At 48.9% G+C, this 26,105-nt stretch carries 23 protein-coding genes; 16 read left to right on the top strand and 7 right to left on the bottom strand.

Features of this window, described 5'->3' with window-relative positions:
* The first annotated feature begins 47 nt into the window (after positions 1 to 47).
* The 4 genes from ICC18_RS19890 to ICC18_RS19875 all read left to right on the top strand — a co-directional run bounded on the left by ICC18_RS19890 (position 48) and on the right by ICC18_RS19875 (position 3,905).
* Entirely contained in the window at positions 48 to 275 is a 228-nt protein-coding gene (locus ICC18_RS19890) for a helix-turn-helix domain-containing protein (RefSeq protein WP_188176191.1), read from the top strand.
* A 164-nt stretch (positions 276 to 439) separates the two neighbouring features.
* Positions 440 to 1,123, top strand: coding sequence for a response regulator transcription factor (locus ICC18_RS19885; protein ID WP_188176190.1), 684 nt, complete (start codon positions 440 to 442; stop codon positions 1,121 to 1,123).
* On the top strand, positions 1,120 to 2,640 hold the full coding sequence (locus ICC18_RS19880) for a sensor histidine kinase (protein ID WP_188176189.1): 1,521 nt from the start codon (positions 1,120 to 1,122) through the stop codon (positions 2,638 to 2,640). The genes ICC18_RS19885 and ICC18_RS19880 overlap by 4 nt, the downstream gene beginning before the upstream one ends.
* Before the next feature lie 197 nt (positions 2,641 to 2,837).
* Positions 2,838 to 3,905, top strand: coding sequence for a hypothetical protein (locus ICC18_RS19875; RefSeq protein ID WP_188176188.1), 1,068 nt, complete (start codon positions 2,838 to 2,840; stop codon positions 3,903 to 3,905).
* Positions 3,906 to 3,920: 15 nt separating this feature from the next.
* Here the strand turns inward: ICC18_RS19875 and ICC18_RS19870 are convergent, their stop codons facing one another.
* Complete coding sequence (locus ICC18_RS19870; protein WP_188176187.1) at positions 3,921 to 4,862, bottom strand: NAD-dependent epimerase/dehydratase family protein; 942 nt, start codon at positions 4,860 to 4,862, stop codon at positions 3,921 to 3,923.
* A gap of 152 nt (positions 4,863 to 5,014) precedes the next feature.
* Here ICC18_RS19870 and ICC18_RS19865 point away from each other — a divergent pair, with 152 nt between their 5' ends.
* From ICC18_RS19865 to ICC18_RS19855, 3 genes are all read left to right on the top strand, one after another.
* Positions 5,015 to 5,611 carry a TetR/AcrR family transcriptional regulator gene (locus ICC18_RS19865; protein ID WP_188176186.1) on the top strand — a complete coding sequence of 199 codons (597 nt, stop codon included), beginning with the start codon at positions 5,015 to 5,017 and terminating at the stop codon, positions 5,609 to 5,611.
* Between the two features lie 119 nt (positions 5,612 to 5,730).
* Positions 5,731 to 6,423 (top strand): dioxygenase family protein, encoded by a 693-nt coding sequence (locus ICC18_RS19860; protein ID WP_312029565.1) that lies wholly within the window; start codon positions 5,731 to 5,733, stop codon positions 6,421 to 6,423.
* A 148-nt stretch (positions 6,424 to 6,571) separates the two neighbouring features.
* Positions 6,572 to 9,196, top strand: a complete 2,625-nt coding sequence (locus tag ICC18_RS19855; protein WP_188176185.1) for a winged helix-turn-helix domain-containing protein — start codon at positions 6,572 to 6,574, stop codon at positions 9,194 to 9,196.
* Positions 9,197 to 9,255: 59 nt separating this feature from the next.
* Here ICC18_RS19855 and ICC18_RS19850 read toward each other — a convergent pair whose 3' ends face one another.
* Positions 9,256 to 10,014 carry a peptidoglycan recognition protein family protein gene (locus tag ICC18_RS19850; RefSeq protein ID WP_223192709.1) on the bottom strand — a complete coding sequence of 253 codons (759 nt, stop codon included), beginning with the start codon at positions 10,012 to 10,014 and terminating at the stop codon, positions 9,256 to 9,258.
* A 223-nt stretch (positions 10,015 to 10,237) separates the two neighbouring features.
* On the opposite strand from ICC18_RS19850, the gene ICC18_RS19845 reads away from it, so the two are divergent.
* From ICC18_RS19845 to ICC18_RS19830, 4 genes are all read left to right on the top strand, one after another.
* Entirely contained in the window at positions 10,238 to 10,972 is a 735-nt protein-coding gene (locus ICC18_RS19845; RefSeq protein ID WP_188176184.1) for a superoxide dismutase family protein, read from the top strand.
* A 319-nt stretch (positions 10,973 to 11,291) separates the two neighbouring features.
* Positions 11,292 to 12,878 carry a spore germination protein gene (locus ICC18_RS19840; protein WP_376745652.1) on the top strand — a complete coding sequence of 529 codons (1,587 nt, stop codon included), beginning with the start codon at positions 11,292 to 11,294 and terminating at the stop codon, positions 12,876 to 12,878.
* A 38-nt stretch (positions 12,879 to 12,916) separates the two neighbouring features.
* Positions 12,917 to 14,086 carry a Ger(x)C family spore germination protein gene (locus ICC18_RS19835; RefSeq protein ID WP_188176183.1) on the top strand — a complete coding sequence of 390 codons (1,170 nt, stop codon included), beginning with the start codon at positions 12,917 to 12,919 and terminating at the stop codon, positions 14,084 to 14,086.
* Complete coding sequence (locus tag ICC18_RS19830; protein WP_188176182.1) at positions 14,086 to 14,316, top strand: hypothetical protein; 231 nt, start codon at positions 14,086 to 14,088, stop codon at positions 14,314 to 14,316. The genes ICC18_RS19835 and ICC18_RS19830 overlap by 1 nt, the downstream gene beginning before the upstream one ends.
* Here the strand turns inward: ICC18_RS19830 and ICC18_RS19825 are convergent.
* Positions 14,305 to 15,402 carry a GerAB/ArcD/ProY family transporter gene (locus ICC18_RS19825; protein ID WP_188176181.1) on the bottom strand — a complete coding sequence of 366 codons (1,098 nt, stop codon included), beginning with the start codon at positions 15,400 to 15,402 and terminating at the stop codon, positions 14,305 to 14,307. The two genes, ICC18_RS19830 and ICC18_RS19825, sit on opposite strands and share 12 nt — an antisense overlap.
* Before the next feature lie 274 nt (positions 15,403 to 15,676).
* Between ICC18_RS19825 and ICC18_RS19820 the strand changes: the two genes are divergently transcribed.
* The 5 genes from ICC18_RS19820 to ICC18_RS19800 are packed head-to-tail and all read left to right on the top strand — an operon-like array spanning position 15,677 to position 22,256.
* Entirely contained in the window at positions 15,677 to 17,380 is a 1,704-nt protein-coding gene (locus ICC18_RS19820; protein WP_188176180.1) for a permuted SH3 domain-containing protein, read from the top strand.
* 31 nt (positions 17,381 to 17,411) lie between these two features.
* Positions 17,412 to 18,152, top strand: coding sequence for an ABC transporter ATP-binding protein (locus ICC18_RS19815; protein WP_282559204.1), 741 nt, complete (start codon positions 17,412 to 17,414; stop codon positions 18,150 to 18,152).
* Positions 18,149 to 19,327: an ABC transporter permease gene (locus ICC18_RS19810; RefSeq protein ID WP_188176179.1), complete on the top strand. Its 1,179-nt coding sequence runs from the start codon at positions 18,149 to 18,151 to the stop codon at positions 19,325 to 19,327. Before ICC18_RS19815 ends, ICC18_RS19810 begins: the two co-directional genes overlap by 4 nt.
* Positions 19,328 to 19,365: 38 nt before the next feature.
* Positions 19,366 to 21,555 carry a hypothetical protein gene (locus ICC18_RS19805; RefSeq protein ID WP_188176178.1) on the top strand — a complete coding sequence of 730 codons (2,190 nt, stop codon included), beginning with the start codon at positions 19,366 to 19,368 and terminating at the stop codon, positions 21,553 to 21,555.
* A gap of 29 nt (positions 21,556 to 21,584) precedes the next feature.
* Entirely contained in the window at positions 21,585 to 22,256 is a 672-nt protein-coding gene (locus ICC18_RS19800) for a response regulator transcription factor (protein WP_188176177.1), read from the top strand.
* 33 nt (positions 22,257 to 22,289) lie between these two features.
* Here ICC18_RS19800 and ICC18_RS19795 read toward each other — a convergent pair whose 3' ends face one another.
* The 4 genes from ICC18_RS19795 to ICC18_RS19780 form a co-directional block, all read right to left on the bottom strand.
* Positions 22,290 to 22,529 (bottom strand): LysM peptidoglycan-binding domain-containing protein, encoded by a 240-nt coding sequence (locus tag ICC18_RS19795; protein WP_188176176.1) that lies wholly within the window; start codon positions 22,527 to 22,529, stop codon positions 22,290 to 22,292.
* Between the two features lie 57 nt (positions 22,530 to 22,586).
* Positions 22,587 to 23,564 carry a metallophosphoesterase family protein gene (locus ICC18_RS19790; RefSeq protein WP_188176175.1) on the bottom strand — a complete coding sequence of 326 codons (978 nt, stop codon included), beginning with the start codon at positions 23,562 to 23,564 and terminating at the stop codon, positions 22,587 to 22,589.
* A gap of 123 nt (positions 23,565 to 23,687) precedes the next feature.
* Positions 23,688 to 23,981 (bottom strand): Rieske (2Fe-2S) protein, encoded by a 294-nt coding sequence (locus ICC18_RS19785; RefSeq protein WP_223192708.1) that lies wholly within the window; start codon positions 23,979 to 23,981, stop codon positions 23,688 to 23,690.
* A 76-nt stretch (positions 23,982 to 24,057) separates the two neighbouring features.
* Positions 24,058 to 25,491, bottom strand: coding sequence for an ABC transporter substrate-binding protein (locus tag ICC18_RS19780; protein ID WP_188176174.1), 1,434 nt, complete (start codon positions 25,489 to 25,491; stop codon positions 24,058 to 24,060).
* Positions 25,492 to 26,105: the final 614 nt, after the last annotated feature.

Below are 26,105 nucleotides of genomic sequence, written 5' to 3'. Positions count from 1 at the left end.
AGTCAATGAATGTTCATTGATTAAGAATTAGAAAGGTTGTAGGTAACATGCAAGTATTTGAAGATTGGAATCAAAAAGTGAAGAGAACTTTCAATGCAACGAGTAATGAAGTTGTATTAACGGTAACTGAAGCCGGAGAATTGCTGGGACTCTCTAAAGATCAAATGAAAGTCTATGTGGATAAAAACAATCTAACGAAAGTTTCCATTGCTAGAAGCGTCCACAGGTACCTTTTATTGAAAAGCGAAATCGATGAAATCGTTGCAAAAGCTTAACTTTTGCATAGATCTTGTCTGAGGCACCGTGGAGGTGTCTTTTTTGTTGTTTCATCACTCAACATTCAGGAATCCTTCAGGTTACGCTCAGATTGCTTTCAGGCAGGATATGGGATAATGAATGTAGAAAGCGTGAGGAATCAAATTCGGGAGGAAGTACCTATATGCGCCAATTAAAAGGAATTAAAATATTGCTTGTGGATGACGAGCCTCATATTCTGGAATTTCTGGAGCTCGGCTTGCAAAATGAAGGCTTCGAGGTCATGACGGCCCAGGATGGGCTTAGCGCCATTACGATTTGCAATAAGTTTCAGCCGCATATCGCGATTCTTGACGTGATGATGCCGGGCATGGACGGATTCGAAGTGTGCCGGATGATTAAAAAAACCGAGAATGTCGCGGTCATCATGCTGACCGCCAAGGATGAAGTCGACGACCGGGTGAAGGGGCTTACGCTGGGGGCAGACGATTACATGATCAAGCCGTTCAGCTTCGAAGAGCTGCTCGCCCGCATCTATGCGAGAATCCGCAATCATTTTCCGAACTTGTTCGGCGAGGTGGTGATCGGTCCGCTGCGTATGGACGACCGACGCAAAGAAATCAGCCTCTACGACCGAGTTCTGGAGCTTTCTCCAACCGAATATGAGCTGCTTAAATTCATGGCGATTAACCACGGGCTTGTGCTCAGCAAGACGATGATCCTGGATAAGGTGTGGGGGTATGACTTCGGCGGGGAAGAGAATATCGTCGAGGTGTATATCCGTTCTTTGCGCGATAAGCTGAACGATAAGGAACATAAACTGATCCGCACGATTCGTGGAGCCGGCTATCGGATGGATTTGACATGAAGAAGCGGAGCCGATTTTCCGAGATTTTTGTGATCGGTTCGCTCAAGATTCAATTATTGTCGCGATCGCTGCTGGTCATGTCTGCTTTACTGCTATTGATTGGTATTTTTCAATTTATTCTAATGCAGCAGTTTTTGTATAAAAATAAAGCGGAGACGATACAGAATCAGCTCACAACGCTTCCGCCTCAAGTCTGGCAGCGCGCCGGGGAGTTTCCTGATAAAGGGTTGAACCTTTTCTATCCGAGGCGGGACAACGTGCGCAATGAACGAACAGACAACATGGACGGCGATTTTCCGCGGATTCTGGTTCCGGAATTATCGATTGCGATAATAGATGAGGAGAGAACCTTTAAACTGCTGACATCGCAAAATGAGCTCTCCACGCCGCAGCTTTCCAGCGAGGAATACACGGAGATACTGAAAACAAAACCGAGAACGAAGCTGGGCTATAGAATTATGAAGGACAGCAGCGGCAAGGAGCAGATGATCGTATTCCATCTGGTAGGCGGTCCGGAACGCTCTCAAGAGAGTCGGGCCATCATCCAAGCTAGCGTTAGTACAGGACCGCTTAATGATGTGCTGACCAGTCAGCTGCTGACCTTCCTGCTTCTATCCATGCTTGCTCTGGTGGTTGGACTATTGGGATTTTTGCCGGTGTTACGGAGAACGCTAGTGCCGCTGTCCAATATGGTAGACACGGTGAAGCGTATCGATGCGGGCAGCTTGAATGAACGCTTTCCCGCGCATCAGGGGCAAATGGAGATCGATCGACTGGCTACTTCTTTTAACGGCATGCTGGAGAGGCTGGAGATCTCCTTCGAGGCTGAAAAAGAAGCCAAGGAGCAGATGCGCCGCTTCGCCGCCGACGCGTCTCATGAGCTTCGCACGCCGCTGACTTCGATTCACGGCTTCCTGGAAGTGCTGCTTCGCGGGGCCTATAATCAGCCCGAGCAGCTGCTAAAAGCGCTGAAGAGCATGCACGGCGAATCCGTGCGGATCAACAAGCTGGTCGAGGACCTGCTGCTGCTCGCGCGGCTGGATCGGACGCCCGCCTTCCAGAAATCGCAAGGCGCGCTGGATGAACTGCTTCGCGAGATGGAGCCGCAGCTGCGATTGCTGGCGGGAGAACGAACAGTGTCCTTAGAGCTTGAACCCCAGACACGGTGCATGTATGATGCCGATAAAATGAAGCAGGTTGTGCTGAACTTGTTCCACAACGCGGTTCAGCATACCAATGCGGAGACGGGGCGGATTGAAATCTCGCTTGCACATACGGCAGAAGCCGTGAAGATCGCTGTGAAAGACAACGGGCCGGGAATTGCGCCCGAGCATCAGGCTCATTTGTTCGACCGCTTCTATCGGATCGATACCTCCCGTACAAGAAGGAGCGGCGGATCCGGGTTGGGACTCGCCATCACCCGGTCGATTGTAGAGCTTCATGGCGGCACTATAGCGGTAGAGAGCCAAGTTGGCGAAGGAAGCCTATTTCGCGTGATACTTCCCACTGATTTGTGATAGAGAGCCTTATCCCGATGGATGTATCGGGGAGAGGCTCTTTTTTGCGCTCTCCTCCACTCCCTGGCATCTTCAGCCAATTCTCAGGTAATGTTTAGCGAATCTTCAGTTCATCCTCAGATGCAATTCAGGTAAGGGGCCTATACTTGGTTTTGTAAGCAGCAAACAAAATAAAACGGTAAAGGTGGAAACAAACTATGAAAACTATCGGTAAAAAAATTCTTACAAGCACGATGATCGCGTCTTTTGTTCTTGGAGTTGGCTTTGTCGGTGCATTACATAATGATGCATTCGCGGCGTCGGATTCGGCATCCGTGTCCAGCAGCACAGCGGTTCAAAAAGCAGACGGCAAAGGCCGTGGCGGATTCGGAGATCGCGGTGGACGTTTCTTAGGCGGCAATGTGATTAAAGAAACAGCGACGATTCTTGGCGTAGAACAAAGCGCGGTTGAAGAAGCGCTAAAAGCAGGCAAATCCTTAGCAGCCTTTGCAGAAGAAAAGGGCTTAGCGAAAGCAGATTATTTGCAAAAATTAATCGCAGCTGAGACGACTGCCATTAACGCTCAGGTTACGGCTGGAAAGATCACGCAGGAGCAAGCTGACAAAGCCATTGCCGGACTATCCGATCAATTGACGAAGCAAATTGAACATGCTGGCTTTGGCGGTAAAGGCGGATTCCATGGCGGCGGCAAAGGCTTCGGCGGAGGAAAACTGGCGGAGCATGCGGCTGCGGCGCTGGGCGTAGAGCAAAGCGCAGTAGAAGAAGCGTTGAAAGCGGGCAAAACACTCTCGGCATTTGCCCAAGAAAAGGGTGTAAGTGAAGCCGACCTCGTACAAAAATTGGTTGCAGCTCAGACGACTGCGATTAACGCTGAAGTTACAGCGGGCAAGCTGACACAAGAGCAAGCGGATAAAATGTTGTCCGGTCTTTCCGACCGAGTCACGAAGCAAGTTCAGAGCACTGGCCCGGTAGGCGGGTTTGATGGCGGCCGTCGCGGCGGCCATGGAGGCCCAGGCGGCATGAGATTCGGCAACCCTGAAGTTCTGACAACCATTCTGGGCATCACACAGGATGAACTGAGAACTCAGCTGCAAGAAGGCAAATCCATCGCCGAGATCGCTGCGGCTAAAGGTATCAGTGAAGATGAACTGATCAACAAAATCAAAGACGGAATGACCGATTCCATTAAAAAATTCGTGGAAAGCAAACATACACGTCCTGCAGGTGGTGCTCCAGCAGATGCTGCTGCTCCAGCTGTGAACTAAAGAGAAACGCTGCCCCTATTGCGGGCAGCGTTTTTTGAACGGTTGATAGCCCAATTCCCGCACAGCTTTATCTATTCGGTATTGCCTTGGCATAGCTACAAACGCAACTTCAAAACGGGTAAGCGGAGGCGCTGATTTTATTTGAAAAAGTCGCCAAACCAACTCGATGAAGGATGCTGAAGCGCGTGCGAGCTGACCGGGAATGTTTTTCTGCGGTAAAGTAATGCCTATTTCCTCTGCTCTTTGCGTAAACAAGTGGCGGACCGTAACCGGCTTGCCATCGGTAATGAGGTAGATTCCCTTATGATTTCCTTTTTGCAAAGCTAATGTGATAGCTTCCACGACATTGTCTACATGGACTCGTTCGATGAGATGCCGTCCTTGGTCAACCCAGGTGAATTTATTGCTTGCGACCAGGGTTTGAAGCATTTCTGTAAAAGAGTCCCCGGGCCCATAGATAAAAGTTGGGCGGAGAATGACGCAATTCATATTCCCGGAATAGGATAAAATGGCTTGTTCGGCCTTAAGTTTGGACTGCCCGTAAAAAGAATTAGGTATCTTGGGGCAGGTCATTTCCTCATCTATACCTAGAAGCGGGTTACGATCCTGCATGACCGATTCAGAACTGATGTAAATGAAGCGCCCGACGTGATGACTGTCAGCTGCCAGCAATAAATCCTCCGTAGCTTTCGTCACTAACGAGTAAAAAGTATTCCACTCTCCCCATACTTCAATTATGGAAGCGCAATGCACGACGACATCGATCCCTTGCAGTGCTTGGCTCCATTCTGGAATATTCTCCAATGAACCATGTATAACCTGGACTTGCTGATCTTCGAGCGACTGTACACTTTTTGGGGACCGGGCAAGTCCCCATACCTCATGCCCCTCAGAGATTAATCGGCGTATCAAGTTCTTGCCCAAAAATCCTGATCCACCAGTTACAAATATGTTCATGGGTCCTACACTCCTCTATGGTAATACTCTTGGTTTCATCGCAGCTGACATACGTGTTATAATAAGCTACAAAGGAAACTATAACGATCAGTATATATAACGTTCGGTATAACTATAACAATTAGTATAGTTACTAGTCAAGGGGGACTTCTATGCCTAAACCAAAGACAGACTCACGCGACCGGTTAATTGAGACGGCGGCCCGGTTATTTCAAAGACAAGGTTATCAAGGGACAGGCTTATCGCAAATTGTTGAGGAGAGCGGGGCTCCGCGCGGCTCCGTGTATTTCTTGTTTCCTGGCGGTAAAGAAGAGCTCGCCATAGAGGCCATCGAACAATCTACGCTAATGGTTCGCAAGCAAATTGAACTAGCAGCCGGCAACAGCCATTCGGTTGAAGAATGGATCCGCAGTCTGGCAGCGCACTTTATTGAAGACTTAGAAAGTTCGAATTATTTGCAAGGCTGTCCAATTTCGACGGTAACTTTGGAATCAGTACCGGACTCACCCGCTTTGCAAAAGGCTTGTCGATTGGCTTACGATCTATGGATCGAAGACATTACCATCGTCCTAATTCGCTTTGGTATCCATAAAGAGGATGCGGGTGAACTTGCCGTATTTTTGCTAAGCGCAGTTGAAGGGGCACTCATTCTTTGTCGGGCGCAAGGTTCAGCTAAGCCTCTAGAGATCGGCACGAAATTATCCATTGAATTGGTAAAGGCAAAGCAACATGGAATCATGGAGCCGTAGCGACAGAGAATGCCATCAATTTCAGCAATTGTTAAGCTGATCATTGGAAGAATTTCAGGTAAAGACCACATGACTCATGCTATTCTAATAGAACAAGAATACGGAGCGAGGTGGCCAATGTGGAAAATAAGCATAATGAATTTGAACCAATGAATAAGAAAATAACGCGCAGAAGATTTCTGGCAGCTAGTGTGCTAGCGTTAAGCAGCGCGGCTTTAGCAGCCTGCGGGATCCATATAGGCGGCGGGAAAACAGCACAGCCTACTGGAAATCCAACCCAGACATCACCGGGCGACTCGCCCCAATCGACTGCCCTGGAGCCAACTCCTGCGTGCGGTTCACCTGAAGAGCTGACCCCTGCTGTGACAGAAGGGCCATATTTTACGCCCAATTCCCCGGAGCGAGGCGTTCTGCTTGAACAGGGGATGAAGGGAACGAAGCTTATCGTGAGCGGCTACGTTGTATCGACAGCATGCAAGCCGGTAGCTAATGCTCTATTAGACTTCTGGCAAGCTAATGCCGATGGCGAATACGATAACAAAGGGTTTACGCTTCGAGGTCATCAATATACGGATGCAACAGGCAAGTTTACGTTAGAAACGGTTGTGCCGGGTTTGTATCCGGGCCGAACCCGACATATCCATGTTAAGGTTCAGGCTCCGGATCGCGATGTTCTGACGACGCAGCTCTTTTTTCCCAATGAAACGGGGAATGCGAAAGACGGCATCTACAAAAAGGCGCTGCTTATGGATATAAAGAACAATACCGACGGTAGTCTGTCGGGCTCGTATCAATTTGTTTTGAAAATTTAATGGTTGGAAGGGGCTGCCCCCAAGTAGATTTAGCTACTTAAGGGACAGTCCCTTGATTTTTTGCTCAGAAAAAAAATGTGATTTTCCTGCTCGAGGTCCTGATGTAAAATTAGGATAATGAACTATAGAGAAGGATAGAGGACTATTGATGAACAAGGAGCAACTTCCGCATCACGTATTATTCACCAAGCTGTCCGTTCCGCGCGATCCGCTCTATCTTGTCTCTAGGGAGCGCTTAATGGAGAAAATGTCCAGATCGCTGCATTGCAAGTTATCGCTTATCGTCGCTCCTCCTGGTTTCGGCAAAACGACGATGGTCAGCGATTGGCTGCGAAACGTCCAGATGCAGGCGGGATGGATTTCGCTCGATAGAGGCGAGAACGATTTGCTGCGGTTTTGGGGTTATGTGATTGCCGCGCTTGAAGGGATCCGGCCCGGAGTAGGCACAAAGTCGCTCTCACTGCTGCAATCATCCATGACGGTGTCAATCGAGCATATGATCGCGTTGCTAGTTAATGATCTGTTCGCCATCCCTGAAGAACTCGTCTTGATATTGGACGATTATCATATGGTTGAATCGGAAGAAGTGCACCGCTCGTTATCCTATTTTCTCGAACGAATTCCGGGGCATATCCATCTGTGCATCATCAGCAGAAAATTCCCGCCATTTCCGCATGGTACCTTACGCGCAAATGGGCAGCTAAATGAAATTGGCATTGCGGAATTGAAATTTAATGAAGATGAAATTACTTCTTTTTGGCTAAAACAAATGAAGGAGCCTTTGTCTGGTGAACAATTGAACCGGCTTAGCTTCCTTACGGAAGGCTGGATTGCAGGCATTCAACTGGCATCGATGTCTAGCCCGGACGGCCTGGATCACACGTTAAACCATTTTTCCGGGAATCACCGGTTTATCGTCGATTACTTGTTGGAGGAGGTTTTTCTTCAACTCCCCGAATCGATTCGGAAGTTTTTGCTTCAGACATCGATCCTTGAACGTATGAATGACGACTTATGCGCTTCGGTCACCGGAATCCCGAAAGAGCAGCCATTATTAAAGTTCATTGAGCAAGCCAATTTATTCCTCATTCCGCTGGACGGCGAACGTTACTGGTACCGCTACCATCATCTTTTTGCCGATTTTTTGCGCAGCAGGTTGAAAGAGTCGGGCTGCGATATTCCCTTGCTCCATCAAAAAGCAGGCGCTTGGTTTGAACGGCACGGCTTTACGGAAGAAGCAATAGACCACGCCCTGCTGGCGAATGATTACGAAAGAGCATCGGACTTGATCGAACGGTATGCGGTCGTCTTGCTTAGGAGGCGAGAGCTGGAGACATTAAGCCGTTGGTTTCACGGCATGCCGGAGTCCATTGTCCGGCGCCCGGCTCTGCTGATCATTCAGGCCTATACGGAAGTGTTGACAGGCAACCAGGATCGCGTGAGCCGGCACATCGAAAAGTTGGAACGGGCGGCGGAAGCTTTGCAGTCGGACCCCCATTCTTTGATGGCCATACGCATGCAGGAAGAAGCATACATATTCATTACTTTTCATGCTTGGGTTCGATGCGATTATGAAATGGTTTACGATAGAATCGAACAGTTATATAAGAGAGATAAACTGCCTGAAGAGGAGGTTATCAGTCTTCTGCTCTATGATGTGATCGAGATCAATGACGGTAAAGCATCTCTCATCAGCGGATTTTACGGTTTTAACGGCAAATTGAAGAAAGCGATATCTCTTCACCATTTATACGAAGCTTTTATTTGTAAACACCATCTTGAACGGTGGCACTTCACCGCCTACTCCCGTACAGCCTTGAGCGAGCTCAACTATGAAAGAAACGATTTGGAGCTCGCCATGAAATACGCTGACACAGCAATTGCGGTTACCGGGGTGCATGGAAGCGTGGGTGCTTATGTACCGGCGACAATCGTAAAAGCCCGTATCCACAGGGCAAACGGCCGTCCCGAGCAAGCCATCGAAACGATTGCCGGAGCGATGAACAATTTGAAAAGAGAAGGTGGACATCTTCTATATTGGTATGGCTTGCTGCACGCATATTTGATCCGATGTTATATGGAGAACGGCGACATAGAGCAGGTTGAAATGTGGCTGCGAAATTGTAAAATCAGCAATGACGCAGGGGTTGTGTTGAATCAAGAGTTTGAAATATTGACTTTAATTCGCGTTTTAGCAGCAAAAGGGGAGCACCAGGAAGCTCTCGGCTGGGCGCAGAAGTTATTGGAAGCAGCTAAGCAAAAGGAGCTAATCATGACCATGCTGGACTGTCATCTGCAGCTTACTGTTATTTTCGATAAGCAAGATCATACTCATGAGTCGATGCTGCATATGCACAGCGCTCTCGTTTTAGGCGAAGAGGAGGGATATCTGCGAACATTCATTGATGAAGGTACGGGTATCAGAGACCTCTTGATCAAGTATTCGACGGTGAGAAAAAATAACTATATGCCGGAATTGCAGTCCGGCGTGTCGATGCGATATGTAAAGGAGCTCTTATCAAATTTCGGCTTGCATGGGGAAAAAGACGGGGTGATCCCCGGACTAGAGGCTGCAGAGTACGCGCTTACGCCAAGAGAAAGAGAAGTATTGTCCCTTGTCTCTTCAGGCTTATCCAACAAAGAAATTGCGGACAAACTGGTGTTAACCGTAGGAACGGTCAAACTGCACCTAAATCGGGTATACGGAAAACTTGAAGTGAAGAGCCGTGTGCAGGCTATACAGAAAGCCAGACAACTTCAGCTGATCCCTTAATGTGATTAAAAAGGTAAGAAGCCCTCACCAGCCAATTAAGCTAGTGGGGCTTCTTTGTCTTATACATGAATACCATTTTGCCGTGCGTAAAGAATAGTATTCAGCCATACAAGCTCAGATTGCTTCAACTCGTGGTTATATGCCTTCTCTACCCAAGTATGGTCTGAGAGTAATCCTTTCTTGTATAGCCCGTCCAGTGCGTCTCCAAGCATTTTCCATTGCCAATCATGTTCAAGTATCATCGTGTCGTCATCCTCCATGCATTCTTTATATTCAGCCACGACGTTTTGCACAAAATCGTCGAAGGTCTTGCCTAATAGCTTAAATGCATTCATCGGGTCCGTCTTCCGTGCCGGATCGAGGATATGATGACCCGTAATCGCTCTTGAAGGCTCAAGACCGTATTTCCAGCAACTATAAGCTAGCACCCATACATACCGCTTGTATGATTCTGATAGCACAATATTTCCACCGTAGCACAATTCTACGCCGCCAGCGGAGTCATTTGCATCTGCTCCGTACATTCGATTATCCGTCGTAACGTTGTAGACTACATGCCATGCTTTCTCTGGTGCAGCGGTCAAGAAAGGAATGCACTCGATAATCTGCTTATCATCGACAAAAATATGTGCCGAAGCTTCCATTTCATTGCGACTATTCTCATAGTATGTGACATTGCCAGCTGCAGTCGATCCAGGATTTCCGGTATCGTGAGCGACCATAAAACGGCATTGGTTCAGCGGCAAGAGTGGTCTTCTCTTACTAGGGCCTGTTAGATATCGCCGGATAATTTCGTATTTCATTTTAAAATTGCTCAAGTCTGTACACCCCCCGGTATATTGGTTTTGGTTCACCATATTCATCATCGGACTTGCCCGAAACTGTTGATTGCCCTGGATATGTCGATGAATCCACGAAAGGTAATCTATTTATTTATCAAAAATATATAACCGGACTATATAACCTTAGTTAGATTTAGCGTTTTGGTTTTCTTGTTATCATGAATAACGGTAGCTCATTAAGAGACGGAGGAAGTTATTCATGGTAAAAAAAACTTACGGCATTAAACATTTGGCGGCAGCCTTTTTGTGCGGGGCCATATGTTTCTCAGGTGTGGCAGCGGCTGCAACCGATCATATTGAAGTTAGCTTTGATAAGCTGAATTTCTTGATCAAAGGCAAGGACATGACGTCAGCGGACGGCAAGTTTGACAACAACGGAACGAAGGTGCCTGAATCCCTTATTTACGAAGGCACGACCTACGTTCCACTCAGATTGGCGGGCAACCTGATCGGCGAATCGGTTTATTGGGAAGGACAGTCGAAATCCGTATCGGTTGGCACGCCTTATGTGAAGCTATATAACGGCAAGGGCGAGCAAATCGGTTCCGTCGTGCTGACGCAGGACAAATCAGGTGTACGCATCCAGCTGAACGCGGCCAATCTGACGCCGGGCAAACATGGTTTCCACATCCATGATAAACCGTTTACGGGCTTCGATTTCAAAACGGCTGCCGGACACTTCAATCCGGAAGGGAAAAAACACGGCCATGACAATCCGGACGGACACCATCTGGGTGACATGCAGAATCTGGAAGTTAAAGCGGACGGCACGGTGAGCACCGATTTCGTTATCGAAGGTGTCACACTGGAAAAAGGCAAGAAAAACTCGATTCTGGGCAAGTCGTTCATGATCCACGCCGGTGAGGATGACGGCAAAACCGATCCGGCCGGGAATTCTGGCGACCGTATTGTCGGCGGAAACATTCCGGAATAAGGTCAAACAGACTACCGCAGCGGGCGCGGCAACAAGTTTGAAGGCAACGAGATCGATCAGAACGCGGAATGACGCGTGATCGCCATTTTATTTCCTAATAGCTGTCCTTGCCGAGTTATTCCTCGAAACAATCCCCTCGATTTGGAATCATCATAAGAAATCCCCCTAGGAGCGAAGATCCCTTTCACTTGCAAAAGTGGAAGGGATCTTTGTCATTTTTCCAGGCCGCGGTACAAGTCCAATAAGAATATATTTTTCAAAAAAATGGAAACCTACATGTACCATGTTATTTGTCTGGAGGGCTTATACAGTGAACTGGATTAGAAAATGGATAAGCAAAAAATCCGTATATCCAGATATGCTGGAGGATCTTCTGTTTGCTGATTCGGAGGGTGACGAATTGACCTCAGATATCGCGCAAAATGAAAAGATTTTTAAAGAAATCTTCCAAAACTGTTCCGATGTCGTATACCGCAAGATTCGAGTGTCCGGGCAAATTCAATGGCTTATCATTTATCTTGAAAGTTTGATTGACGAAAAATATCTGAACGACCATGTACTCCAACCATTGATCACTGAAAGTAATATTCACAATGACTTTGTTCCTGGCCATGTTGAAGTGCTGGATGATCGAATGATCTCCGTCGGGGAGACCAATATGACATCCAACATAAGTGACATTGTTCGTAGAGTGTTAAATGGTCATGCCGCCGTGTTGTCTGCGGGTGACAGCAGGGCGATGATTGCCGCAGTTTTCGGCAAAGCGGAACGGAGCCTTGAAGAACCTTCTTCCGAGCCTGCCATTCGCGGCCCCAGAGAGGGATTCATTGAGAATTTATCAACCAATATAGGGTTAATACGAAGCAGGCTAAAAACTTCGCGTCTAAAAATGGAACCAATCGTAGTAGGGGAACTTTCTCAGACTCAAGTTGTTATCACGTATATCGATGGAATTGCAGCTGACTCTGTGATTGATGAGGTTCGTAAGAGGGTATCCCGGATTCGAGTAGATGGAGTGCTTGAATCAAGTTATATCGAGGGATTTATTGAGGATTTTCCTTTCTCCCCTTTTCCGCAAATTCACAGTACGGAGAGGCCGGATGTCGTTGCAGCAGGGTTGCTGGAAGGAAAAGCAGCCATTCTTGTCGATACCACACCCTTTGCGCTTATCGTTCCAATGACATTCTGGTCCGGGATGCAGGCGAGTGAGGATTATTACATTCGATGGCCCGTTGCAACTTTCGTTCGGTGGATTCGTTTCATTTTTATTTTCATTGCCGTATTTGCTCCTCCGCTGTATGTCGCCATTACGACCTTTCATCAGGAAATGATACCGACTAACCTTGTGCTGAGTATTGCATCCACGAGAGAACCGGTTCCGTTTCCAGCCGTGATCGAAGCGTTGTTAATGGAAATCGTCTTTGAAGCGCTGCGGGAAGCAGGAATTCGATTGCCCAAACAGATCGGACAAGCGATTAGCATCGTAGGGGCATTAGTCATCGGGCAAGCGGCCGTGCAAGCGGGAATCATATCCGCTCCGGTCGTCATTGTCGTCTCGATTACTGGAATTGCAGCGTTTACGATTCCCCGATTTAGTCTTGCAAACGGAATCCGGTTGCTTCGCTTTCCGATTCTTTTCTTGGCGGGTACGCTAGGGCTATATGGGATTGTGCTGGGTTTCCTCGCCATTTTGTTGCATCTCACATCTCTACGTTCGTTTGGTGTCCCCTATTTTACGCCGATAGCCCCGCTTACATTTAAGGACATGAAGGATGTATTGATTCGTGCGCCTATATGGGCCAAAACCCAGCGCCCACAGTTTGCGGGAACTAACAATAGGGTACGAATGCCTGAAGGGCAAAAGCCAGGTCCAAATCAGGGAAAACTGCCTTCCGAGGAAAATTAGGGCACGTTCCAAGGGGAGAAAGGAAGAGGAGCCACGGAATGAAACCATTCATTCACACAGGTTTGCTTCTAATGCTACTGATCACAAGCGGCTGCTGGGATCGTACGGAAATCAACGATCTTGCATTCGTAATGGGCACAGCTCTTGACCTATCGGATGAAGGAGAAATACTTGGATCCGTTCAGGTCGCAGTCCCTTTAGCCGGACAAGGTACCCCAAGGGGGGGAGGCACGCAAGAAAAGTTTTTTGTTATAACGGCTGAGGGGAAGACTTCCAATGAAGTGCTACAGAGGCTTCAAAAAAAACTATCCCGCAGGTTATATTACGCCCATCGCAGCGTCGTTTTTGTAGGGGAAAAGCTGGCTAAACATGGGATTAAAGATTTACTGGATTTTTTCAGCCGAGATCCGCATAGTCGATTAAGAACCTATATTATGGTTGTAAAAGGGGGAGAGGGACGGGACATTTTGAAAGTCCGCTATCCGTTTGAAGAGGTGCCGGCTGAAGCGGTCAAGGAAATGGAAATCTTAGGATCCGATTTGGGGGCGACATTACGGGATTTGTTTGTGATATCATCCAGTGATGGCATCCATCCGGTCATGGGAGTCATTGAATCTGCGGTACCATCTGAAGGTTTGGACGAAAGAAAAAATAAAGTATTTCAGTTGGCCGGAGCGGCGATCTTTAAAGATTTCAAATTAGCCGGTTTATTGGGCGAAAAAGAAACGGGCGGACTGCTTTGGACAACAAACCAAATGAAGAATGGCAGGGTCATTGCCCACTTGCCTGGTGGAAAAGTAGGTATGGTTTTAACAAAAACCAATCGAAAGATCATCCCTGAAATTAACGGCGGTAAGGTTAAATTTAATATTCAGTTGGAGGGTGAAGGAAGCGTTAATGACAATGATAGTCCGCTCGATATCAGTCAGCCAAAGAATCTTGAACTTGTGCAGAAAGCAATGGAGAAGTCAGTTGAGACACAGGTCAGAGATTTTTTATCTAAGGTCCAAAAGCAATACAAAGTAGATGTTGTGGGTTTTGGTCAAGAAATTTACCGTAATGAGCCTAAACAGTGGAAAGTGTTGAAGGAGCAATGGGACAAAAAGTTCCCCGAGGCGGAAATTTCCATTGCGGTTAAAATCTCTATACGCGGATCGGGGATGGCAGGCGCTCCCTTGCATATGAAAGAAAAGGAGATCAAGAAATAATGATTACGCAAATTAGCGGATTTGTAATCTTAATCGTTGTATGGTCATTTATTAAAATACGGTCTCTGTTGGTTAAGCAACAAACGAAAGAGGCTGCCGTATACGGAGGATTAATGGGAGTGTCTGCCGTTATCGGGTCCTTGTTGATGGCGGGTGTTGACCTGCCCAGCTTGGTTGTCCCTTATGAAATTATTTTTCAGCCTATCGGCAAAATGATTCTAGGGCAATGATCTGTTCAATCTCCTTTTAATGGTATCTATCAGTAGGAGAGCTAATGGCAGAAAACTTTGCGTAAAGAAGGCCAATATCGGGTAAGTAAGTGTAATCCAGTTTTGAAATTCAGCCGCATTTTTGAAAATCCAAACCGATCCGACGATGGACAGCAGCGTTACCGGGGAAACGACTTCCCGGTAACTTGGTATGCCGAAAAGCTGGCTTACGCTAAGGCAAAACATAAACAACAGCACCGAGACCTTGACAAAGATTCCCGTCACCCACATCGCAACGGCGATGGCTTCCAAACGTTCAAAGGAGCCGACAATGCCTGTATATTGAATGACTCTTAAGAATGAAAAGTTCAGTTTACCCGTTATCGGACCGAAGACCATAATGGTCAGCAAATCTATAATCACGATTAGAGCCATCATGCTGAAAAGCGCGATCAGCGAGAGTTTGCGGGCTTTTTTCGGTTGGTTCAAAAAAGGAAGAAGCCATCCCATAAAAAAGAATTGACTCATCCAGGCGGAAGGAACGACGGCTCCTTTTAATACGGGCTGTATGCCTTCTCCTAAAATAGGCTTAAGATGGGCGGGATCGGAGTCCCCCAGCGACAGAATAAAAAGCGGAATTAAGAACAGGATGATCAGCGGTGCAATAAACTCATTACACCTTCCGATGACTTCAATTCCGGCAATAACAGCAAAGCCGCAGAGGATCAAGATCGTTATGATCCCGGTTATCGATGGAGTTTTTGGCAATAGAACAATATTAATAAATCCAGCGTGCTCATTCACTGTGCTCGTAATGAAAAAAAACAAATAGTAAGTAAAATAAAACCCCAGCAATTTTCCAGGCCATTTACCGACGATCTTTGTACAGTATTGCATAATCGTCAAACCCGGGTAGCGATCCGCGAGTGTCGTCATCACCCATATGCTCACAAATCCTGTTATTGAAGCAGGAAATACCGATAACCAGGCATTTTGCTTGGCAAACGCCACCATCACGCCAGGGACGGATAAGATGAGCGTGGAAACTACAAACGAAAATATTAATAAGCCTAGCTGGGTTCCAGTGACTTTTTCGGCAACCTTCATCGTACACCTCCCTCGAACGGATTTGCTTTCCTATTTTTTCCTCCAGCCCAATAATTCATACCGGCAGCTTGGGAATTGCCACCTGACTTCACATCGAGTAAGTATAAGGCTACTCTCAACCACTCCCTTTTTCAGCAAACGTTCAGCTTGCATTCAACTTACTTTCAGCCGATGTTCAGACGTATTTCAGCCTGCCCCTATACACTTGTTTTCGTAAAGATGTTGAAGCCTAAGACGTTCGAGGTCTTGGGAAAGTGGGAGAGGGGACATATCAATGAAGTTGGGCCGGAAAAAGAAATGGATCATTGTAGTTTTAGCTGCCATGTTGTGTGGAGCGGGAACGTATTTTTACATACATAAGAAGTCGCAGCCAGCCGTAGCAGCCACCCAGCAAACGACGATGAAAGTATCGAAGGGGGCGATTACCTCTACAGTATCAGGCACCTCTCAGCTGGATGCGAAGGACAAGCAAAATATTGTAATCCCAGTGGATGGGATCATTAAGACGATGAATTTGACGCAAAATCAGGCCGTCAAGAAAGGCGACGTGCTTGTGGAGTTGTCCGTTCCTTCCACCGAAACGAACCTCAAAGAGGCACAGGTCACCCTGCAGCAGCTGGAGAAGGAACTGGCAGAGCTGCAGAACGAACTGAACCATATGAGCATGTCAGCCTCTATAAGCGGCAAGCTTACGCTAGCTTCAAATCTGGATGTGGGCAGCCAAGTGAATAAAACGACCAAAATCGGAACGATTTCGGATACAACAGAGTTCAAGGTGAAACTGCCGTTCTCGCTGCAAGAGGCTGTACAGCTGCAAAAAGGCGACAATGTCGAGCTTTCGGTGGATGGTTACCTGCTATCGAAGGTCGGCTCGGTGAATACGATCGGTCGTGAAATCAAGGCTGATGCGGGCGGCAATAAACTGGTTGATGTGGAGGTGCTGGTGTCGAATGACGGAACGCTTTCAGCAGGTTTGAAGGTAAAGGGCAGCATTGGCAGCGGGGATAGTAAAGTAGAGTCTTCGGAGCAAGCCGCACTGGAGTATGTGCGCACTGCCGCGATTTTCTCTGAAGCGAGCGGTACGATTAAAAGCATGAAGTTCAAAGACGGTGAAACGGTAAAACAAGGCGATCTGATCGCCACGATTTTCAACGACGACTTACAGAACAACATCATCAGTAAGCAGGCGGCGATTGAAAGCCAGAAGATTCGCGTAGATGACGCGCAGCAAAAGGTCAACCAATTGACGATCACGGCGCCGTTCGACGGCGTGTTCTCGGCGGACTTCGCCAATAGCAAGAACAATGTGCTGCGCAACTATCCGGTCGGCGCACAGATTGAGGCGAATACGACTTTGGGAGCCGTGGCAAGCTTAAGCACGATGCAGCTGGCGATTGCGGTGGATGAGCTGGATTTGACCAGCGTGAAAGTCGGTCAAAAGGTGACGGTGAAGGTGGATGCAATCTCAGGCAAATCGTTTGATGGCGAAGTGACCTCCGTCTCCAACGTGGGAACGACAACGAATGGGGTTACGACTTATGATGCGGTCGTTGCCATTCCGAATACGCCGCAGAACGATTTGAAGTATGCCATGACCTCAACGGCTGAAATCTATATTCAAGATAAAAAAGACATCCTGGTGCTGCCGATTCAAGCGGTTACGACCTCTAAGGGCAAAACGACCGTTTCCTTGAAGAAAGCCGACGGTACCGCCATAGAGGGGCATGAAATTAAGATTGGCCTTCGCAGCAAAACACAGGTGGAAGTCGTCAGCGGTTTGGCGGAAGGCGATGAAGTGGTCATGCCGACCCGGAGAACGACAACGACGAACCAGCAGCAAATGATGCAGGGAGGATTCCCGGGCGGAGCCGGATTCCCTGGCGGCGCAGCCGGAGGAGGCTTCCAGGGCGGAGGCACCGGTGGTACCGGAGGAACCGGAGGAACCGGAGGCAGCGGAACCCGAGGCGGAGGCGGCTAGTAAGGCTAGCCCCCGGAAAGGAGCCATTTCAATGAATATGATTGAATTGAATCAGATTACCAAGAGCTATGCCCGAGGCGAAGAAGAACTGCAAATTTTGCGCGGCATCACGCTTCATATTGAAGAGGGCGACTTCGTCGCCATCATCGGTCCCAGCGGATCGGGCAAATCGACGCTGATGAATACGATCGGGCTGCTCGACATCCCGACTTCCGGCACCTACACGCTGGACGGTGTCTCCACCGAGAAAATGTCGGACAACGGGCTTGCCGAATTGCGAAACAAGAAAATCGGATTTATTTTCCAGCAATTCAACCTGCTCCCCCGGCTTACCGCTATCGAGAATGTTGAACTGCCTATGATTTACGCAGGAATTCCCGTCAAACAACGCCGGGAACAGGCGCAGCGGATGCTGGAAAAGCTCGGGATGGGGCAGCGTGGCCATCATAAGCCCAGCGAGCTGTCCGGCGGTCAGCAGCAAAGGGTTGCCATCGCGAGAGCGCTGGCGATATCGCCTTCGCTGATTCTGGCGGATGAGCCTACCGGCGCGCTGGATTCGAAGACCGGCATCGAGGTGCTTGAATTGATCAAAGATCTCAATCAGCAGGGCAATACGATCGTATTGATTACGCACGACAATCATATTGCCGACAATGCCAAGCGGGTCGTGACGCTGCGCGACGGTGAAATCATCAAGGATGTGCGTAATGAGCCCCTGACCAAACCGGCTCTGGAGCAGGCGCTTGAGAAGCAGGAGGCCGTAACGCTATGAGAATTTGGGAACTATTTCAAATGGCGATGGCGACCGTGCGGTCGAATCCGCTGCGGACTATTTTAACGATGCTGGGTGTCATTATCGGGGTCAGCTCTGTGATTACACTCGTGTCGATCGGGCAGGGAACATCCAAGTCGATCGAAAAGCAGTATGAAGGGCTAGGCGCCAACCTCTTGACGGTCAACCTCATGGGTAACGGTCGCGCCACGCAGCTGAATTACGATGAAGTCATGCAGCTGGAAAGCACGCCGGGCATTAGCGCCATCGCGCCGACAATGACTAGAGGAAGCACAAGCATTAAATATGACCGGACTACGGAAACTTACAGCGTCATCGGCACGAACGACCGTTATCTGGATTTGCAAAAAGGCAAAATCGCCAGCGGTCGTTTCCTCGCCCAGGCGGATCTCGATTATCGCAATCACGTCGTCGTCATCGGGAGTGATGTCGCGAATAGCTTTTTTGGCACGGAAGATCCGATTGATGAGGAAATCAATGTGAACGGGTTCGTGTATACGATCATCGGCGTGCTGCAGACCAAAGGATCCAATACGGCCGGGACTTCTCTGGACAGCGCCGTAATTGTGCCTTTGCCTACGATGAGCAGGGATTTCAAGCTGGGCTCCATTCGCTCAGCATACGTGGAAGCGGCATCCGGCAATGATGTGAGCCGGGTTCAGACGATATTGCAGATGTACCTCACCAATAAATTCAAAAGTACGTCAGGCTGGAACATCTTCAATTCTTCCGAGTTGATTAGCGCCAGGCAGACGGCTTCCAGCACACTGACGAATCAGTTGGTCGCTGTGGCCGCGATCTCCCTGCTTGTGGGCGGTATCGGGATCATGAACATTATGCTCGTGACGGTTAGTGAACGCACTCGGGAGATTGGCATTCGCAAATCGATAGGGGCGAAGCGCCGTAACATTTTGCTCCAGTTCCTCGTTGAAGCGACGCTGATCAGCGGCATGGGCGGACTCATCGGGCTCATCCTGGGGGTTGCCTTATCGCTCGCATGGCCGTACATCAATCCGAGTCAGGAAACGAGTTTATCGCTTAGTGTTGGGCTGTACGCTTTCTTATTCTCGGCTTTAGTCGGTGTCATTTTCGGCTTATATCCGGCGAATAAAGCGTCCAAACTAAAACCCATCGACGCACTCCGATTCGACTAAAAGGTAGCATTATAATAACAAGCCAGGAGGTATCAACCATGATTCGCAAATTGATATCCATTTCGATCAAACATACAAGTTTTGCGCTGCTCTTAACCGGCAGTTTGGCGGCCGCTTCATGGGCAGCTCAGGCACCTGCCGCTCAGGCGGCATCAGAGGCGGTATATATTTCGGACTCGACCTATTTTACATTGAACCAAGCTGCTCTCTCGTCTTCTTCGCTTCAATTTTCCGTTCTCTTACATAATGGAGGAAGCCAAACGATCGACTTCAACCAATACGGCGTTCGCGTCACAGACACTGCGGGGCACAGCTACACGGCTAAGTTGAGCGAGAAGAAGAGCGCGAGCGTGCTTCCCGGACAGGAACAGAGCTTCCGCTTCTACTCCAGTCTGGCGGCAGGCGAAACCGCGGAACAATTGAAGATTGATGTGTTCCGTTGGGATGCGGGCAAAGCCGATTTCATGAACCATCTCGGTGAGCTTCCCGTAGCTTCCGCCCTTCAAGGGGGGCAGGTGAATGTACCGGAGGAAATTATCAATCTCCGTACGCTCGACAGCACGTTGGCGAATGACGCTGCTATAGCGTTTCAACTGGGTCAAAGCGTACGGGTGTCCGAGAGCGGCAAGTGGTACATGTATACCCAAGTTTCAGCCAAAAACCTCGGCTCCAGCAGTGTGAAGCTGCCAGCCGGCCTCCAGGTTAGACTTGTGGATGCGAACGGTTTGAAATATACGTCGACGATCGCGAACGGGTCAGGTACTACATTCCTTCCGGGCGAAGCCGATACGATTACATTGAAAACTCCGGTTTCGAAACAAATGTCAACGAACGGATTGTCGCTGGAATTATTTTACTTGAATCAAACGGAGGATGTTACGCTCGGAACGATGAGCCTGAGTTCTTCACTGCAATCCACGGCTCTGGACACCAAGCAGACGTATATCGGACAGCAGGCCGGCGAGCAGATTACGGTGAAGACAAGTTCTTCCAAATACTCCGTGCAATCCGACGGCGTTCATGTACAAACGATTGTAACGCTCAGTAATGACGGCGAGGTTACAGCGGCAGTGCCTTCCTTCTTCGCCACCTACCAATTCGGAGACTCGGGCACCTCGTTGACGGCTACCGACAATTCGGCCCGAGCCGATTACCTGGCGCCGAAGGAGACGACATCCTATTACTTCAATGCGGTATTGCCGAACGGTATAGATCCGAACGCAACGCAGCTTGTCCTGTGGGAGAAGACTGCGGCAGCTTCGGCAAGCTCGAGCAGTGCATCATCGTCGTCGAGTACAGCAACGACTACGGCTAACACGTCCACAACAGGTACAGCGTCAACGACTGCATCTGCTTCGACGACAAGCGCCGGTTCCACCGGTCAAATGCCTGTCGCCGTCTTCCTTCTCAAGGGTGCTAGTGAAGCGCAAAGCGGATTTACGACAGCTGCAAGCTACAAGCTGGGCAGCAAGCTGACCTTCAGCAACAGCTCCATTATCAATAAAAATGCAGACGTCTCACTGGTCGAGCTGCACGCGCACGAGAACGATGATTTGGGCTACAAAACCGCCATCGCCAAATACAAAATTACGAATAACGGCACGAGCACCATCGCGCTTCCTGAGCTTCAGAACGAGCTGATCGACAGCAGGGGCTACACTTATACCGGAACGCGACAAACCTCCGTTGCAACACAGATTACGCCGGGAAGCTCCTATGTGGTGAGTTACTCCTACCTGCTTCCGAATAAGAAAGAAGCTGAAGACGAGCAGTTTGCGCTTAACGTTTTTGACGACAAATCGTTTTCTCAAGGCAAAGTGTCTATAGGTACTTATCAAGTTGCTCTACAGAAAGAGGACGAAGGCGATACGCTTGCGCTGTATCCGTTCTCGATTAAAGTGAACAGCGACTCGATCAGCTGGCTGTACAACAATGGCACGTATTCGTATCAGTTGAACCTTGATCTCGACGTGAAGCATGAAGATCAAGTCATCATCGATTCGAACTTCTCCACAATCGAATTCGATATGGTCGACTCGCTCGGTCGCATTGTAGGCACTCAATCGGCTACGTTGACGGGAACGGGCAAGCTGATCAGCGGCAAGCAAAAGATCGTCGTAACCGGATTGAAAGACGAGCAGGTAGACTCCGGCGTGATCGTAAACATGTACGAAGTCATCGAGACGCCGAACGGAACGGCCAAACGCCTGATCAAACAATTCCATTAAGGCTGTATCAGCAGAGGTGATCCGATAACATGGCACACGTACTCATCATAGACGAAGACGGTCCAATTCGACATTTGTTACGGTATACTTTGCAGCGGGAAGGATTCGAGGCGACCAGTATCTCGGAAGGATGCGAGGCGCTGACGCTCCTCGATCGTACGCCGACGGACCTGGTTATCCTTGATGTGACAGTGTCCCGCCTGGACGGCTGGCAGCTCACCCGCGAGCTGCGTACAGATGCCAGTTTACCAATTCTTCTCATTGGGGCCAGTGGGGATCATACGGACGTTGTCCGGGGCTTTCAGCTTGGCGCGGATGATTACATGGTCAAGCCCTTTCATCCCGAAGAGCTGGTCATGAGGGTGAGAGCGCTGCTTAAGCGCTATGGAGTCGCTTCATTCACGCAAATAAAACACGGCGACTTTATGATCGACCGCGCTATGCATGAGGTCAGAGTTCAAGGTCACAGCCTCATCTTGCCGCTCAAAGAGTTCCAACTGCTGTTCACGCTGGCCAGTCACCCGAATCAAATATTATCGAGAAGCCAGCTCATTGAACAGGTATGGGGAGTCAATTATGAGGGGGACGAGCGAACCGTCGATGTACATATCAAAAGGCTCAGAAATAAGCTTAGCGCCTTTACGGAAGGGATCCGTTTCACTACCGTTCGCGGGCTTGGCTATCGTCTGGATGTCTGCTAAAGTCACAAAAATGCTGCCAGCAATAGGGCGATGTTAGCCCTGTCTGGCAGCATTTTTCACTTTCTTCGCTTGGATTTGCAGGTTCATAACCGGAATATACAGGATCTCCCCGGGGTAAATCGTACTTAATCCGTTCAATTGATCGTTAAACGTTAACAGATCGGCGACACTGACGTCAAATCGCTGAGAGATCGTATAGAGTGAATCTCCGAATTGGACAGCGTAAAAGCGGCCCTTCACCTTCAATGTCCCTCGGTTCGTCATAACCCGCATACAAACACCTCCGCTATCATCATACGCAGGGAGGGCTGATGCGGAGACGGCAGGTGCCTATTTGACGTCGTAGTCTTTCACGATCGACGGTTCGATCCAGCGCCGCTCGGAGTGCTCGCGGCGGTTGATCGTCACGTGGTCTTTATAGACGTCTACGATCAGACTTTGGCTGATCAAGCTCGTCTCAGGCTCGTTGCGAGCGTTCCACACCTGCCGGATGGAGGCGCTAGAAGCGGCAACAAACTTTAGCTGCTTCACCTGGTTGGTCGTCTCCAGGTTCCAATGCGTGTGCCCGCTGAACAGGATGACATTCGGATGCGCATCCAGCAGCTCCCGAAGCTCCTTGTGCTGGACGACGCCCAGCTCCCGATCCGTGCCGTCCAATGTATTCGGCAGCGGCTGATGGAGGAACACAAAGATAGGCTTGCCCGCGTCCGAGGCGGCTGAGACATCCAGCCGCTCCTTCAGCCATGCAAGCTGCTCCGGCGAGAGGAACGCATCTTCGTTCACGGATGCGTCCACATCTCGATACGCTTCCCCGCTAAGGAAGAGGAAGCGGTAACCCTGCACGATCAGCTCGTGATAGGGCTTATCGTACTGAAACATGCGGTTGAATAACGCAATGGCTTGTCCACTCGACCAGTTGGGATTCAGCTTCGACGTATCCATACCGCCTTCCGGCGTGTGCCACACGCCGTAGTAGTCATGGTTGCCCATCGTTGCATGGATGGGCGCGTGCGGCAGCTTCCCAAGCAGGCCCAGCAAGCTGCGGTAATCGGCTTCGACCCCGTTCGTGAGGTCGCCGTTGAGCACAAGCAGCTTGCTGTCCGGACGAAGCGCATGGTGATCGGCTAGCGCTTGGCGCAAACGCCTCTGCGCTTCGCCGTCCCACGACGTGATATGCACATCGCTCAGAACAGAGAATGAAAACAAAGGGGCTTCCGCAACCTCCTTGGACAAGGAGGTTGCTGCTTTATATGGCAGCATGGTTAGCAATACGGTGATCAAAAGGATACGCAGCAAGAATGGCAGCATTATCGTTAGTTCCCACCTTTTCTCATGATGAATTAGTATGCATCTGAGCGGTGGGAGGTATGCAAAAAAAACAGACCCTTCCCGAATGGGAAAGGTCTGGTGGGCATCGTCTATTGCACCCGGTTATGGCAGTTGCACAAATAGGGTGCCCTCTCGCAGGATGACGTCATGCACGGTCAGTCTGGCATTCGGTACGTTATGACAGCGCCCGGTATGGACTTCAAAAGTCCAGCCATGCATCGGGCATACGAGTTCTCCGTCCTCGAGCTCCACGGTGTCGCCGGCATGCGGGCACTTGCGGGACATGAGTTTATAGCCATCCTCTTCGATGAGAAAGTACGGTTTACGCTCTACTTCAACCTCTGCAGGAAGTTTTGCAAATTGTTCTATCGGGCCGATTGCGATTTCTTTCATCATTTGAGCTCCTTTTCGGCAATATTAGCTTAATTATAAGACCCTCCATCTAATTTAGGGAGGGTCTGCCTGCTAAGTGTTATTTCTGTTCCGCTGCTTTTCTCGCATCATCTTCTTGCTTGGCTTTAAGCAACTGTTCCTGCCCCTTCTCTTGGATGGTCTTCAATGCGTCATCGGCAGATTTCTTGCCATCCATGACCGCTTGAATTTCCTGATTGGCCAACATGCTGAATGGTTGGTAGAAGTTACCGGGCAGCTTCTCATAGCCTTTATAAATGCTGTTAGGGTTAGGTTTAAGCAGATAGAACGGCTCTAGATTATGACCGTCCCTTTCTTTGGCATAGGTGGTGCGGGTCAACAGGTTATCCGACGATTTGGACATCACTCTGGCGAATTCATCGCTGTTAATATATTTCACGAACTCCCAAGCTGCCCGGATATTGGGCGATTGAGCATGAATACCAAAAACATTGGAAATGGAAACGTTATTCGAATAGTCCGGATTTTGCGGGTCAACGGGAACCGTCACAATATCCCAATTGACAGGTTTCACGTCTTTGAGACGATCTTTAGCCTCTTGCAAATTTTGCATCATATAATTGCCGTCAATCGTCATCGCGACCTTGCCCATGACGAACATATTTTGCTTGAGATGATCCTCGTACATCCGCGGCACGTTGCTTTCATCATTTTGATTTTTGGGCACATAGAAAGCTCCGGATTTAAGCGTATCGACCGTGAGCTGCAGCACATTTTTCCAAGCATCCGTCTGAATGGTCAGCTTCATCTGCTCCGGTTCGAAAAATGACAGGCCCATCGTGGAGCCTATGCTGCTCATGTACTGATAACCAACCCCGTCCCGCATGTAGGAATAGGCGGAAAAACCATAAATTCGCTGATCGCCCTGACCGTCTATCGGGAAGCGTTTGGCCAAGTTAATGACATCCTCCCAGCTCATCTTGTTTTTGGGGAACTCAATGCCATACTGCTCAAACAGATCCTTGTTATAGAATAGCGCTTGGCTGTAGAAGTTAGGAGAAAGCCCGTACAGCTTACCGTCGCCTTTGGTTCTGATCGTTTCCAGTGTTGCCGGAAGCAGGTTCTCCACATCGAATTTATCCTGCTTGATGGCATCGTCCAGCGCATAGAGACGGCCTTTTTGCACAAACTTTTCAAGCTGCTCGATGCCGTTTACGAGAAGAACATCCGGCTTTTCTTCGTCAATCAGCTTCTCCAGCGCTTGCTCCGGGTCTTTGCCAGCTCCATAAATACCTTGATTGGAGACCACTTCAACGTCAATATTCGGATTTTTGGCCATGAACAGATTGCCATACTGCTGGTAGAACGAGTGTTTATCGTAATACAACACTTTGATTGTAGCCTTCTCGTCTTTTCCCAGCTTCTTTAGGGCTCCTCCTTCTCCTGGCGTACCATTGGTTTTCCCCGCAAAATTACAACCTGAAAGTATTGCTGTAACCGTGATCACAGCAAGAGTGCACATCCACCGCTTCATTTCCAATCCCTCCAACACCTTTTTTCCAAATATAGTAATATTTTTCCTTATCTATCATACACACACAGCAATAAAACTACAAATTTTACCAAATATAGTAGAGTTGAAGAAGACTTTTTCGAAATGAGAGTCCATTGTCTAGTGCGGCGGTATAAAAGCTAATTCTTTAGTGAATTGAGCATATCGTTACTAAAGTCCGGAAAAACAAATTGCATATAAGATACATCCGCCCAAACAGTTTGGAGTCCGATTTTACAAAATTGCAGCTTGGTTTGTGCGAAAGGATGTTGGATGAGCACATGATAAGCTGGCAAAATCGAACTCCAGCCGCTAACTCCATTCAACGCGTTTATGCAATTGGGCGAAATCGGATTGCGATAAACGCAATCGGTAACCTAAAGCACTCGGTGCGAAGTGCCAAACAGCTGAATGCACTGTACGAGCCATGCGGGCTCTTACAGCTGCACGCTCGCCCGCGGTGCCGCCCTTTAGCGGCATAAAAGGGCGCTACGGACAGTCTCGAACGTCATGCACCCTTATCATTATCCGCAGGTCCCAACCCCGCCCCGACTTAGGTCTAGGATCAAAAACCGTCGCGGGTCCGTTTTGGGCGG

The organism is Paenibacillus sedimenti (assembly GCF_014534655.1).
Classification (GTDB): Bacteria; Bacillota; Bacilli; order Paenibacillales; family NBRC-103111; genus Paenibacillus_E; species Paenibacillus_E sedimenti.
Note: the sequence above shows the minus strand (reverse complement) of the source record. Positions and strands in the feature narration are given on the sequence as shown.

Excerpts from the sequence above, each read along its gene's own strand:
- ICC18_RS19890 (WP_188176191.1), top strand. The coding sequence starts at position 48 with ATGCAAGTATTTGAAGATTGGAATCAAAAAGTGAAGAGAACTTTCAAT.
- ICC18_RS19885 (WP_188176190.1), top strand. The coding sequence starts at position 440 with ATGCGCCAATTAAAAGGAATTAAAATATTGCTTGTGGATGACGAGCCT.
- ICC18_RS19880 (WP_188176189.1), top strand. The coding sequence starts at position 1,120 with ATGAAGAAGCGGAGCCGATTTTCCGAGATTTTTGTGATCGGTTCGCTC.
- ICC18_RS19875 (WP_188176188.1), top strand. The coding sequence starts at position 2,838 with ATGAAAACTATCGGTAAAAAAATTCTTACAAGCACGATGATCGCGTCT.
- ICC18_RS19870 (WP_188176187.1), bottom strand. The coding sequence starts at position 4,862 with ATGAACATATTTGTAACTGGTGGATCAGGATTTTTGGGCAAGAACTTG.
- ICC18_RS19865 (WP_188176186.1), top strand. The coding sequence starts at position 5,015 with ATGCCTAAACCAAAGACAGACTCACGCGACCGGTTAATTGAGACGGCG.
- ICC18_RS19855 (WP_188176185.1), top strand. The coding sequence starts at position 6,572 with ATGAACAAGGAGCAACTTCCGCATCACGTATTATTCACCAAGCTGTCC.
- ICC18_RS19845 (WP_188176184.1), top strand. The coding sequence starts at position 10,238 with ATGGTAAAAAAAACTTACGGCATTAAACATTTGGCGGCAGCCTTTTTG.
- ICC18_RS19835 (WP_188176183.1), top strand. The coding sequence starts at position 12,917 with ATGAAACCATTCATTCACACAGGTTTGCTTCTAATGCTACTGATCACA.
- ICC18_RS19830 (WP_188176182.1), top strand. The coding sequence starts at position 14,086 with ATGATTACGCAAATTAGCGGATTTGTAATCTTAATCGTTGTATGGTCA.
- ICC18_RS19825 (WP_188176181.1), bottom strand. The coding sequence starts at position 15,402 with ATGAAGGTTGCCGAAAAAGTCACTGGAACCCAGCTAGGCTTATTAATA.
- ICC18_RS19820 (WP_188176180.1), top strand. The coding sequence starts at position 15,677 with ATGAAGTTGGGCCGGAAAAAGAAATGGATCATTGTAGTTTTAGCTGCC.
- ICC18_RS19815 (WP_282559204.1), top strand. The coding sequence starts at position 17,412 with ATGAATATGATTGAATTGAATCAGATTACCAAGAGCTATGCCCGAGGC.
- ICC18_RS19810 (WP_188176179.1), top strand. The coding sequence starts at position 18,149 with ATGAGAATTTGGGAACTATTTCAAATGGCGATGGCGACCGTGCGGTCG.
- ICC18_RS19805 (WP_188176178.1), top strand. The coding sequence starts at position 19,366 with ATGATTCGCAAATTGATATCCATTTCGATCAAACATACAAGTTTTGCG.
- ICC18_RS19800 (WP_188176177.1), top strand. The coding sequence starts at position 21,585 with ATGGCACACGTACTCATCATAGACGAAGACGGTCCAATTCGACATTTG.
- ICC18_RS19795 (WP_188176176.1), bottom strand. The coding sequence starts at position 22,529 with ATGCGGGTTATGACGAACCGAGGGACATTGAAGGTGAAGGGCCGCTTT.
- ICC18_RS19790 (WP_188176175.1), bottom strand. The coding sequence starts at position 23,564 with ATGCTGCCATTCTTGCTGCGTATCCTTTTGATCACCGTATTGCTAACC.
- ICC18_RS19785 (WP_223192708.1), bottom strand. The coding sequence starts at position 23,981 with ATGATGAAAGAAATCGCAATCGGCCCGATAGAACAATTTGCAAAACTT.
- ICC18_RS19780 (WP_188176174.1), bottom strand. The coding sequence starts at position 25,491 with ATGAAGCGGTGGATGTGCACTCTTGCTGTGATCACGGTTACAGCAATA.